At 65.9% G+C, this 11,277-nt stretch carries 10 protein-coding genes; 8 read left to right on the top strand and 2 right to left on the bottom strand.

Annotation, left to right across the window (positions count from 1 at the left end; genetic code table 11):
- Position 1: 1 nt before the first annotated feature.
- Positions 2-295 (bottom strand): hypothetical protein, encoded by a 294-nt coding sequence (locus tag FFS12_RS11895; RefSeq protein WP_137887018.1) that lies wholly within the window; start codon positions 293-295, stop codon positions 2-4.
- A 233-nt stretch (positions 296-528) separates the two neighbouring features.
- Between FFS12_RS11895 and FFS12_RS11890 the strand changes: the two genes are divergently transcribed.
- From FFS12_RS11890 to FFS12_RS11875, 4 genes are all read left to right on the top strand, one after another.
- Entirely contained in the window at positions 529-1,032 is a 504-nt protein-coding gene (locus tag FFS12_RS11890; RefSeq protein ID WP_137887017.1) for a GNAT family N-acetyltransferase, read from the top strand.
- A gap of 21 nt (positions 1,033-1,053) precedes the next feature.
- Positions 1,054-3,381, top strand: a complete 2,328-nt coding sequence (pbpC, locus tag FFS12_RS11885; protein WP_256657374.1) for a peptidoglycan glycosyltransferase PbpC — start codon at positions 1,054-1,056, stop codon at positions 3,379-3,381.
- Between the two features lie 196 nt (positions 3,382-3,577).
- A complete protein-coding gene (gene glk, locus FFS12_RS11880; protein WP_137887016.1) occupies positions 3,578-4,558 on the top strand; it encodes a glucokinase in 981 nt (326 codons plus the stop codon).
- Positions 4,558-6,324, top strand: a complete 1,767-nt coding sequence (locus FFS12_RS11875; protein WP_137887015.1) for an ABC transporter ATP-binding protein/permease — start codon at positions 4,558-4,560, stop codon at positions 6,322-6,324. Before glk ends, FFS12_RS11875 begins: the two co-directional genes overlap by 1 nt.
- Here the strand turns inward: FFS12_RS11875 and FFS12_RS11870 are convergent.
- Positions 6,310-7,437 (bottom strand): glycoside hydrolase family 5 protein, encoded by a 1,128-nt coding sequence (locus FFS12_RS11870; RefSeq protein WP_137887014.1) that lies wholly within the window; start codon positions 7,435-7,437, stop codon positions 6,310-6,312. The two genes, FFS12_RS11875 and FFS12_RS11870, sit on opposite strands and share 15 nt — an antisense overlap.
- Before the next feature lie 270 nt (positions 7,438-7,707).
- On the opposite strand from FFS12_RS11870, the gene FFS12_RS11865 reads away from it, so the two are divergent.
- From FFS12_RS11865 to FFS12_RS11850, 4 genes are read left to right on the top strand one after another with little or no spacing between them, the layout of a single operon-like run.
- The gene (locus FFS12_RS11865) at positions 7,708-8,853 is read left to right on the top strand and encodes an ABC transporter permease (protein WP_137820379.1); all 1,146 of its coding nucleotides are present in this window, start codon (positions 7,708-7,710) and stop codon (positions 8,851-8,853) included.
- Between the two features lie 14 nt (positions 8,854-8,867).
- Positions 8,868-9,656 carry an ABC transporter ATP-binding protein gene (locus tag FFS12_RS11860; RefSeq protein WP_137887117.1) on the top strand — a complete coding sequence of 263 codons (789 nt, stop codon included), beginning with the start codon at positions 8,868-8,870 and terminating at the stop codon, positions 9,654-9,656.
- A gap of 1 nt (position 9,657) precedes the next feature.
- On the top strand, positions 9,658-10,596 hold the full coding sequence (locus FFS12_RS11855; RefSeq protein WP_137887013.1) for an MlaD family protein: 939 nt from the start codon (positions 9,658-9,660) through the stop codon (positions 10,594-10,596).
- Entirely contained in the window at positions 10,593-11,246 is a 654-nt protein-coding gene (locus FFS12_RS11850) for an ABC-type transport auxiliary lipoprotein family protein (protein WP_137887012.1), read from the top strand. Before FFS12_RS11855 ends, FFS12_RS11850 begins: the two co-directional genes overlap by 4 nt.
- The last annotated feature ends 31 nt before the right edge of the window (positions 11,247-11,277 follow it).

Here is an 11,277-nt window from a genome sequence, read left to right as displayed (position 1 = left end):
GTCAGCTGATAAGCAGGCTCAGCAACCACAGCCCGAGCAGCAGCATGATCGTGCCCAGGATGAACGCGCGGCGGATGAAGGCGCGCCCGGCGTTGAACACCAGCAGCAGGCCGATCACCAACGCGACAATGCTGAGCAGCGATGGCGTGATGCCCAGTGCGCGCGAGAGGCCGGCGATAAACTGGCTGCCGGCATTGCCCAGCAGCTGCAGAAAGCCGCTCAAGCCTTCGACGATAAAACGGATCGGGGTGCCGAGGGCCTGGCCGAGCCAATCGAAAAAGCCTTCTACCTGCATGTTGTCGTCCTTTGCACTGATGGCCTGGGACTTTGGCTGTGTGCCCTGCTAGGGAATTCCCTAGGGGCCACGCTAGCTAGTCGACCCGCGAGGGCGGCTAGCGTACCTGGGCTTAGGGCTTCGCGGGCGCGCTCGAGACGGACTTTCCCGGCGCCTTGCCCGTATTGTCGGGGCTTGCCCGGTGCGTGTCGCTTGAGCGACGATCGGCTCGCTGTTTCTTCCAGGAGTTGCTTATGGTTTGGCACCACCGACTGGCCACCCAGGCCGATCTGCCGCAGATCGTGACGATCTACAACTCGACCATCGCCTCGCGGCAAGTTACCGCCGATCTTGAGCCGATCAGCGTGCACAGCCGAGTGCAATGGTTTGCCGAGCATCAAGCCGATCGGCGGCCGCTGTGGGTGGTGGAGCAGGCCGGGGAGGTCGTCGGCTGGCTGAGTTTCTCCTCCTTCTATGGTCGCCCGGCTTACGCGCGCACGGCGGAGCTCAGCATCTATCTGGATCAAGCCTGGCGTGGCCAGGGGCTGGGCAAGTACCTGCTGGAGCAGGCGCTAAAGACTGCGCCAGCGCTGGGGCTGGACAACGTGCTGGGCTTTATCTTCGGCCATAACACGGCGAGTTTGGCCTTGTTCGCGCGCTTGGGTTTTCAGCGCTGGGGCCAGTTGCCGCGGGTGGCGCTGCTCGATGGGGTCGAGCGCGATCTAGTGATTGTCGGCTGTCGGGTTGCCCATGACTAAGCCGCTCCGGTGAGCCTCGGGTTGAGAGCCTGGCTGGCTCGCCCTTGGCTCGCCGGCCCGCTGCTGGTGCTGGCCGTGCTCTGGTCCGCCGACCGGCTGTTCCCGTTGCCGTTGCCCGGCGACGATCTGGCCCGGGTGGTGCTGGCCGAAGACGGCACCCCGCTCTGGCGCTTCGCCGATGCCGAGGGGGTTTGGCGCTACCCGATCACACCCGAGGAAGTCTCGCCCTATTACCTGGAGGCGCTGCTGACCTATGAGGACCGCTGGTTCTATCGGCACCCCGGGGTCAATCCGCTGGCGCTGGTGCGTGCGGCTTGGCAGAACCTCAGCGGTGGGCGCGTATTGTCGGGCGGCAGCACCCTGTCGATGCAGGTCGCGCGGCTGCTCGAGCCGCACTCGCGAACCTTCGCCGGCAAACTGCGACAGCTCTGGCGCACCGCGCAGTTGGAATGGCACCTGTCGAAAGCGCAAATCCTCACCCTCTACCTCAATCGCGCGCCCTTCGGCGGCACGCTGCAAGGCGTGGCGGCAGCCAGCTGGGCCTACCTCGGCAAGCCGCCGGCGCAACTGACCCGTGGCGAAGCGGCCTTGCTCGCGGTGTTGCCGCAGGCGCCCAGCCGCTTGCGCCCGGATCGCCACCCCGAGCGCGCCCAGGCGGCGCGCGACAAAGTGCTCAAGCGCGTCGCCGAGTTCCAGGTGTGGCCACAGCTGGCGGTCAAGGAAGCCCTGGAGGAGCCGGTGCTGCTGGCGCCGCGCCAGGAGCCCCGCTTGGCGCCGCTGCTGGCGCGGCGGCTGAATAAAGCCGAGAGCCCGCCCTTGATTCGCACCACCCTCGATGCAGCCCTGCAGCGGCGCCTGGAAGACTTGTTGCTCGGCTGGCGCGCGCGCCTGCCGGAGCACAACTCGGCGGCGATGCTGGTGGTCGAGCACGAGAGCATGGCGGTGCGCGCCTATCTGGGCTCGGTGGATATCGGCGATGCGCGCCGCTTCGGCCATGTCGACATGGTCAGCGCCCAGCGCTCGCCCGGTTCGACGCTGAAACCCTTTCTCTACGGCATGGCCCTGGACGCCGGGTTGATCCATTCCGAATCGCTGTTGCAGGACGTGCCGCGGCGCTACGGCGACTACCGGCCAGGGAATTTCTCGGCGGGCTTTAGCGGCGCGGTGTCGGTCAGTGAGGCGTTGGCCACTTCGCTCAACCTGCCTGCGGTGCAGTTGCTCGAAGCCTATGGGCCGAAGCGTTTTGCCGGCGAACTGCGCAGCGCCGGCGTGCCCCTGGCTCTGCCGCCCTTGGCCGAGCCGAATCTGGCGCTGATCCTGGGGGGTGCCGGCAGCCGCCTGGAGGAGTTGCTCACCGGCTATAGCGCCTTCGCCCGCGCCGGCAAAACCGCGCGGCTGCGCTTTCAACCCGAGGATGCTTTGCGCGAACGGCGCCTGCTTTCACCCGGAGCGGCCTGGATAGTGCGGCGGATTCTCAGTGGCCAGGCGCGCCCGGACCGTGACCCGCGCGCGCAGCTGCTGCAGCGGCCGGTGCTGGCCTGGAAGACCGGCACCAGTTACGGCTTTCGCGATGCCTGGGCGATTGGCGTGGGACCGCGCTATCTGATCGGCATCTGGATCGGTCGCCCGGACGGCACCCCGGTGCCCGGCCAATTCGGCCTGGCCTCGGCGGCGCCGTTGCTGCTGCAGGTGCACGACCTACTGGTCAACCGCGACAGCCAGCGCGGCATCGCGACGCCCGTCGAGGTGGTGCCGCCGAGCATCGGCGTGGCGGCGATCTGTTGGCCGCTCGGCCAGCCGCTGAACAAGGATGACCCAAATTGCCGGCGCCAGCGTTTCGCCTGGACGCTCGACGGCACCACGCCGCCGACCCTGCAGGCCGAGGATCAACCGCTGGGCTTGGGCCTGCGGCAAAAAGTCTGGCTCAACCCGCAAGGCCTACGGGTGGATGCCAGTTGCCCCGGCGCCACGGCCCATGAGCTGGCGTTCTGGCCGGCGCCGCTGGAGCCCTGGCTGCCGCGGCGCGAACGGCGCGACGCGCGTCTGCCGGCGCTGGACCCCAGCTGCCCGGCGCAACTGCCGCCGGCAGCGGCGCCGCTGTCCATCGTCGGCGTGCGCGAAGGCGATAGCCTGCGTCGGCCGGCTGCCAGCGCCGAACCCCTGCGCCTGAAACTCACCGCCCTGGGTGGCAGCGGCCACCGCTGGTGGTTCCTGAACGGCGCGCCGCTGGCCGCTAGCGCAGCGGAAACCGCGATCAACCAGCCCCTCGAACGCAGCGGTCGCTATCAGCTCAGCGTGCTCGATGAATCCGGGCAAACCGCACGGATCGAGTTCAGTGTGCTTGACTGAAGCTTATGGCTCCGCCTCGCGCTGGGCTCAAGGTGCAGCAAACACCGTCACCGCCCGCGTTTGCTTGCGCACACCGCCGCTGCGCCCCGCGGCTATATCACTGACCGAGAAGGAATAGTTTCGTAGGGTGGACGACGCGCTCCCCGGAATTCGCTGAGCAACCTAAGGTTTTTGGCCTTGAGCAATAGGGGGTTTGATGACTTTTCTGGCGGTAGATGTGGGTGGTACGCATGCCCGCCTGTTGTTGGGGGAGCCCTGCGCTACGGGTTGGCGCAGGGTTCGCCAGCAGAGTTTTCTGGGTCATGAGTATCCCGGGTTGCCTGCCCTGCTGGAGGTGTTCCTGGGCGCGGGTGAACGTCCGGCCGCGGCCTGCATTGCCGTCGCCGGGCCGGTCCAGGGGCAGCGGGTGAGCATGACCAATCTGCCCTGGCAGCTCGATGCCAGCCTGATCAGCCAGCAGTTCGGCATCCCCACAGTGCGTCTGTTGAATGATTTTGCCGCGCAAACCTATGCCCTGGAGGCTTTGCCCGCGAGCGATCTGTGCACCTTGCAACAGGGCCAGCCTGAGCCTGACGGGGTGCGGGCGTTGCTCGGGGCCGGCAGCGGCTTGGGCATGGCCATGCAGGTCCGCTGCGGCGCGCACTGGCAGGCCTTAGCCAGTCAGGGCGGGCTGGCCGATTTTGCCCCCCTGGATGCTCAGCAACTGGCTTTATGCCAGGCGCTGCAGAGCGCTTACGGGCGCGCCAGCCAGGAACTGCTGCTGTCCGGGCCTGGCCTGGAGCGCATCTACGGGTTTCTCTGCGGGGCGGGTGTGCAGTTGCGCGAGGCCTCGCCGAATGCGCGGGCGATTAGCCTCGCGGCGGAGCGCGGGGAACCGCTGGCCGCTGCGGCGCTGGCGCTGTTTGCGCGGATCTACGGCGCCTGCGCGGGCAATCTGGCGCTGCTCAGCCTGGCCCGCGGCGGGGTTTACCTGAGTGGTGGGATAGCCCCGAAAATCCTCGGCTTTCTGCAGAGTCCGGCGGTTGTCGAGGCGTTCGTGAACAAACCGCCGCTGCGCGAGTTGCTGGAGAGCATCCCGCTGCATGTGGTGTTGAATGAGCAACTGGGCTTGTTCGGCGCTACCACTCTGGCGGCGCAACTGTGCCGACCGTCAGCCGCCGCGCGGGGGATCGAGTAATGGCTGGGCCGGCAGAGCTGCGGCAACCGTCGAGGTTGCCCTGGCAGTTCCTGCGGCTGGTCATGCCGTACTGGAACTCCGCCGAGAAGTGGAAGGTGCGCGCCTTTACCCTGGCACTGCTGCTGTTGACCCTGGCCCAGGTCGGCCTGGTGATCTGGATGAATTACTGGAGCCGCGCGCTCTTCGATGCCCTGGAAGAGAAGTCGTTAAACCGCTTGCTGGTGCAGATTGGCACCTTCGTGCTGATCCTCCTGCTGACCATGGGCGTTACGGCGCTGCATATGCAGGTCAAGCGCTGGTTACAGCTGGACTGGCGCAGGTGGCTGACGGCAAAGGTCCTCGACCAATGGATGGCGCACGGGCATCACTATCAGTTGCAGTTGACCGCCGGTGAGCATGACAACCCAGATGGACGTATCGCCGAAGATATCCGCGTCGTCACCGAAAGCGCGATCGCCCTGGCCCACTCGCTAGTCTATTCGCTGCTGATTTTCGGCAGTTTTGTCGACATCCTGCTGACGGTTACCGGCAGTGCCCACTTACCCGGTACCGCCCTGCTGGTGCCGGGTTACATGGTGATCCTGGCGTTTGCTTACGCCGCCGCCGGCACCCTGTTCGGCATGCTGCTCGGGCGTCCGCTGATCAATGCGACCAACAAGCTGCAAACCGCGGAGGCGAATTTCCGCTTTGGGCTGGCGCATTCACGGGAGAGTTCCGAGTCGATTGCGCTGATGCAGGGCGAAGGGGTCGAGCGGCAGAACTCGACGGCGTTTTTCGCCGAGCTGGGCCGCCGCTGGTACCGCCAGACCCTCGGCTATCTGGGAATCGTGTCGTTTTCTTCGGGCTACGGTGTGCTCTTGCCGGTGTTCCCGATCCTGGTCATGGCCCCCCAGTACATTGCCGGCAGCATGAGCCTGGGGGTGTTGATGCAGGCCGCGCAAGCGTTCCAGCAGCTGACCTCGGCACTCTCCTGGCCGATCGATAACCTCGCCGAGCTGGCGCGCTGCCGGGCTTCCGCGGACCGGGTGATGAGCCTCTACGGCGACCTGCTGCTGCTCGAAGCGCGGGCCGCCGAGCCGCAAGAGCATCGCATCAGCCTGGCGCAGTCGAACCAGACCGAGTTGGTGCTGCGCGATCTGTGCATCGCCAACCCCGACGGGCAGATTCTGATCGAGGGGCTCAACGCGGTGATCCAGCCTGGCGAGCGGGTGCTGATTGCCGGCGATCCGGCGGTCACCATCAGCCTGTTCAAGGTGCTGGCCGGCTTGTGGCCGTGGGGGCATGGCGAGGTCTGGCTGCCGGCGGGGTCGGCGATCAGCTTCTTGCCGCAGCGGCCATTTCTGCCGTTTGGCAGCTTGCAGTCGGTGCTGAGTTATCCGCGGCCGGCGGATACCTTCGCGGCCAGTGCCATGCAGCATGCCCTGGAATGCGCCGGGGTTGCCTGGCTGGCGCCGCGCCTGGGCGAGGTCGATAACTGGGATCGCGTGTTGCCGCTGCGCGCGCAGCAACGCCTCGGCATTGCCCGGCTGTTCCTGCAGCAGCCGGCCTGGGTGTTCATCGAAGAGGCGACCAATGCCTTTGACCCCAAGGGCGAGGAATACATGATGGACATGCTGCACCATGAACTGCCCAACGCGACGCTGCTGGCCATCAGTTTTCAAACCGGGCTCGAGCGTTACTACCAGCGCAAACTGCTGCTCAAGCACCTGCCGCAAGAGAAGTTCCTCGGCTACCGCGCGCCGATTCGCGTGCTAAGAAAAACCTGAGGGCAACCAGCCGCGCCGGACGCATTCGCGAAAACACCAGGCCGGCGTGGTTTCGGTTTTATAACTCCAGAAGAACCAGCCCAGGTACTTCTCGAAGGTCAGCAACTGGGCGGCGGCATAGCCGCGATAGGCGATGTCCTGCTGGAAGCCGTCCATGCTGTCCAGGGCGTGATTGAATGGCCCCTCCGCCCAGAGCGAGACCACCTTCAGGTCGAGGCCCAGGCTCCACTCGGCGCAATAGGCCGGTACCCCCAGTTGCTCGATGAGCGCATCGGCTTCGGTTTTCCATTGGCCGCTGGCCTTGTGCAGGTGGGTGTAAATATCGCTGTCGATGTCGCCGCGCTCGAAGCACTGGTAGCGGTGGATATCGAACACCACGTTGGCGAATTCCGGCGCCTGCATGAAACCCAGGTACTCCTCGAAGGAGCGGAAGCCGTCATGGAAGACCACGCTGACCTGCTCGGCCTTGCAGTACCGGCGAATGCGCTGGTAGGCGTCCAGGTTGTAGCGCTTCAGGTATTCGGTCGGCACGTCCCAGCGCGGTTCGTTGAGGACCTCGATGGCATGCAGGCTGGGCTGGCCGTGGTAGCGTTCGGCCAGGCGCTCGAGCACCCTCAGCGAGTGTTCGCGGTAGTGCGCCTGGGTGTGCCATTCGCAGACATCCTTGATCCCGCCGTTATCGAAGCCGTTCTGGCAGCCGGGGGCGGCATGCAGATCCAGGACAACCTTCAGCTGGAATTCTTCCGCCCAGGCAAACGCCCGGTCGAGCACCTCGAGCCCGCCCTCGACAAAGGGGTGGCGGTTTTCGCCGTAGCTGCGGTGATAGGGATAAGCCGGGCCGAATATCCAGTGGCCGAGTGGAATGCGCACGGCATTGATGCCGCGCTCGTGCAGCCAGACGAAGTCCTCGCGGCCGATAAAGCTGTTCCAGTGCTGTTGCAGCCTTGCCGTGGCCTGTGGGCCCAGCTCGACACACCAACTGGTTTCATCGACGGCCTGCAACCCTTCGAACAGGCTGGGGGTCATCCACTTCTCCAGAACCAGCCAGCCGCCTAGATTTACTCCGCGCAATTTCTTGCCAGGGTTGGCGTGGACAGGAATCTTCTGCTCCATGACTGTGCTCCTTTAACCAGACAGGACTGCGGCAAGAGACCGCGACGGCTTAAGCATAGATGGGCCGGCCATGCTGATCTTGCTCTGCGATAACAGATAACCCCGCGGCCGCTATGGCTCGGCGTGCTCGACGAGGCCGGGCAAACGGCGCGGGTCGAGTGCAGTGTGCTTGACTGAAGCTTAGCTGGCGCCGCCTTAGACCGGGCTTCAGGTGTCGCGCCAGAGTTCGCTAAAGCACAGCCGTACTTCCCGGCCGAGAAAGACCTAGCTATGACTAGAGTGCCGCAAGCAGGAAGCGTCCGCCTGGAAGCCTCGGCTACCCCGCCGAGTCTGTTTGTCTCCGGGGACTGGACCCTGCCTCATTACACCGCCCTGGCCCGCGAAGTCGCCGAACTGCGCGCGGGCCTCGACGCGGAGACTCAGGTGCTGCTCGATGGCCTCGGTGCACTGGATACCGCCGGCGCGGCGCTGTTGGCCGAGCTGCTCGGGGCCGAGCGTTTGCTCAGTCTGGCGAGCAGTGCGCCGGGGTTGGCGGCGGCGCGGCGCGCGCTGCTGCAAACGGTTGGCAGCGCACTGACGGAAGATGGCACGCCGGAAAAACCCCAGCAGCGTTCGGGCTTGCTCGAATGGCTGGCCCAGATTGGCCGTGCGCTCGAAGTGCTCTGGCGGCTGCTCAGCGCGCTGCTGGCCTTTATCGGCCTGACCCTGGAAACCCTGGCGCGCAGCCTGTTGCGGCCGCGTAGCTGGCGGGTTACCGCACTGGTCGCACAGATTGAGCAGAGCGGGCTGAACGCCGTGCCCATCGTCGTGCTGCTGACCTTTCTGGTCGGTGCGGTGGTGGCGTTTCTCGGCGCCACGGTGCTGGCCAGGTTCGGTGCCAGCGTTTATACCGTCGATCTGGTGGCCTTCGCCTTTCTCCGTGAATTCGGCGTGCTGCTCACGGCGATCCTGATGGCCGGGCGCACTGCTAGCGCCTTCACCGCGCAGATCGGCTCGATGAAGGTCAACGAGGAAATCGACGCGATCCGCACCCTGGGCCTTAACCCCATCGAGTTGCTGGTCCTGCCGCGGGTGCTGGCGCTGCTGGTGACGCTGCCGCTCCTGACGTTTCTGGCCATGCTCGCGGGGATCATCGGTGGCGCCGTGGTCTGCGTGCTGACGCTGGATATTTCGCCGGCGATGTTCATGGCGATCCTGCAACGCGATATCGAGGTCCGGCATTTCCTCGTCGGCTTGGCCAAGGCGCCGGTGTTTGCCTTCCTGATTGCGCTAATCGGTTGCCTGGAGGGTTTCAAAGTCAGTGGCAGCGCTAAATCGGTCGGCGACCACACCACCTCCAGCGTGGTGCAGTCAATCTTCGTGGTGATCCTGCTGGACGCCGTCGCCGCGCTGTTCTTCATGGAGATGGGCTGGTGAGCACGAGTCCCGCAGTGGCCCGCGAGGCGATTATCCAGGTGCGCGACCTGGGCAACCGCTTCGGCGCGCAGACGGTGCATGAGCACCTCGACCTGGATCTCCAGCGCGGCGAGATACTCGGCGTGGTCGGTGGCTCGGGGACCGGCAAGTCGGTGCTGCTGCGCACCATAGTCGGCCTGCGGCGGCCGACCTCCGGCAGCGTGCAGGTGTTCGGTGAGGAGTGGTTGAGCCTGTCGGCCGAGCGCCGTTCGCAACTGGAGCGCCGCTTCGGCGTGCTGTTCCAGGCCGGCGCGCTGTTTTCCTCGTTGACCGTGAGCGAGAACATCGCCCTGCCGCTGATCGAGCATGCCGGGCTTGGCCGCGCCGACGCCGAGCACCTGGCCGGGGTGAAGTTGGCGCTGGTCGGTTTGCCCGCCAGTGCCGCGAATAAGTATCCCGACTCGCTGTCCGGGGGCATGGTCAAGCGCGCGGCGCTGGCCCGCGCGTTGGCCCTGGACCCGGAAATTCTGTTTCTCGATGAGCCGACCGCCGGCCTCGACCCCATCAGTGCGGCGGCTTTCGACCAGTTGCTTTTGACCCTGCGCGCCGCGCTCGACCTCACGGTTTTTCTCGTCACCCACGACCTCGATACGCTCTACACCCTGTGCGACCGGGTCGCGGTGCTCGCGCAAAAACGCGTGCTGGCGGTCGGTAGCCTGGAGGCGGTGGCGGCCGCTGACGATGCCTGGGTGCACGCCTATTTCCATGGCCCACGGGGCCGTGCGGCCCAGCAGGCAGGCGCACGTCTGGCGGAGACTCGTTGATATGGAAACCCGCGCCCATCATGTGTTGATCGGCCTGTTTACCGTGCTGGTGGTGGCCGCCGCGCTGTTGTTCGGCTTATGGCTGACCAAGTCCAGCGCGGACAGCGAGTTCACCCTCTACGACATTGTCTTCAACGAGGCGGTGACTGGCCTGTCGAAGGGCAGTGCGGTGCAGTACAGCGGGATCAAGGTCGGCGATGTCGTTCAGCTCAAACTCGACCCGCAGGACCCGCGCAAGGTGTGGGCGCGCGTGCGTCTGGCTGGCGATACGCCGATCAAGCAGAATACGCGGGCCAAACTGGCACTGACCGGTATCACCGGCGGTGCCTTTATCCAGCTGAACAGCGGCTCGCCAGATAGCCCGGCGCTTGCGGGCAAAAATGGCCAGGTGGCGGTGATAGTCGCCGACCCTTCGCCGATCGCCACGCTGCTGGCCAATGGCGAAGACCTGCTGAGCAATATCAATACATTCGTCGACAGCGCTAACCGGATGTTCTCGCCGGAGAACGCCGCGCGCATCAGCCGGACCCTGGAGCATCTGGATCTGGCGACCGGGGTGCTCGCCGAGCAGCACAACGACATTCGCGAAGTGCTGCAGCAGTTGGCCAGCGCCAGCAAACAGGCGAGCCTGACCCTCGAGCAGAGTGCGCACTTGATGCGCTCCGCCAATGGCCTGCTGGACCAGCAGGGCAAGGCAGCGCTCGACAGCGCGCAGCAGGCCCTGGCCGCACTGGCGCGGGCCAGTCGCAATATCGAGCACTTGCTGAACGACAACCATGACTCGCTCAACGCCGGTATTCGGGGCTTGGGTGAAATCGGCCCGGCGGTCAGCGAGCTGCGGGAAACCCTCAGTGGGCTGCGTTCGATTTCGCGCCGCCTCGAAGAAGACCCGGCGAGCTACCTGCTCGGCGGCGACAAGAGCAAGGAGTTTGAACCATGAGGCCGTCCCTGCAGCCGCTTGGTTTGCGCTGCCGTTTAAGTGTGCTCTGCGCGGGTGCGCTGCTGGGCCTGCTGTCAGGCTGCTCGCTGCTGCCGCAGGCCGAGCCGAACGATGTCTACCTGTTGCCCGGCGGCGTTAGCCCTCAGGCCAGCGGGGGCCCTGCGGTCGACTGGTCTCTGCGGGTCGCCAAACCGCAGGCCAACCAGGTGCTGGATAACTCGCGCATTGCCGTGCTGCCCCACGGCAGCCTGATCAGCAGCTACAAGGGCGCGCGCTGGAGCGACGCCGGCCCGGTGCTGCTGCGCGACCGTCTGCTCGAAACCTTCCAGGCCGATGGCCGGATCAGCTCGCTCAGCAGCGACGACCGGCAACTGCAGGCCGACCTGGAACTGGTCAGCGACCTGCGGGCCTTTCAGAGTGAATACCGCGCAGGGCAGCCCGAGGTGGTGATCCGCCTGGATGTGCGGCTGGTGCAGAGCGCTAGCCACAAGATAGTCGCGATGCGGCGCTTCGAGGTGCGCCAGGCGGCCAGCAGCGCGCGGGTGGCGGATGTGGTCGCGGCGTTCGGCCAGGCCAGCAATGCGCTCGCCGGGCAACTGCTGACCTGGACCCTGCAACAAGGCCAACTGCAGGCCCGGAACCTGCGCTGACCGCGGCCTGTAGGCCAAAGCCCGCAGGCTG

Source organism: Pseudomonas sp. 2FE, assembly GCF_005503735.1.
In the GTDB taxonomy this organism is placed as follows: domain Bacteria; phylum Pseudomonadota; class Gammaproteobacteria; order Pseudomonadales; family Pseudomonadaceae; genus Aquipseudomonas.
The sequence above is the reverse complement of the archived record's forward strand: the minus strand, read 5'-3'. Positions and strand labels throughout refer to the sequence as shown.

What these genes read in the sequence shown, in the direction of transcription:
- FFS12_RS11890 (WP_137887017.1), top strand. Translation starts at nt 529, where the DNA reads ATGGTTTGGCACCACCGACTGGCCACCCAGGCCGATCTGCCGCAGATC.
- FFS12_RS11865 (WP_137820379.1), top strand. Translation starts at nt 7,708, where the DNA reads ATGACTAGAGTGCCGCAAGCAGGAAGCGTCCGCCTGGAAGCCTCGGCT.
- FFS12_RS11870 (WP_137887014.1), bottom strand. Translation starts at nt 7,437, where the DNA reads ATGGAGCAGAAGATTCCTGTCCACGCCAACCCTGGCAAGAAATTGCGC.
- glk (WP_137887016.1), top strand. Translation starts at nt 3,578, where the DNA reads ATGACTTTTCTGGCGGTAGATGTGGGTGGTACGCATGCCCGCCTGTTG.
- FFS12_RS11850 (WP_137887012.1), top strand. Translation starts at nt 10,593, where the DNA reads ATGAGGCCGTCCCTGCAGCCGCTTGGTTTGCGCTGCCGTTTAAGTGTG.
- FFS12_RS11875 (WP_137887015.1), top strand. Translation starts at nt 4,558, where the DNA reads ATGGCTGGGCCGGCAGAGCTGCGGCAACCGTCGAGGTTGCCCTGGCAG.
- FFS12_RS11895 (WP_137887018.1), bottom strand. Translation starts at nt 295, where the DNA reads ATGCAGGTAGAAGGCTTTTTCGATTGGCTCGGCCAGGCCCTCGGCACC.
- FFS12_RS11855 (WP_137887013.1), top strand. Translation starts at nt 9,658, where the DNA reads ATGGAAACCCGCGCCCATCATGTGTTGATCGGCCTGTTTACCGTGCTG.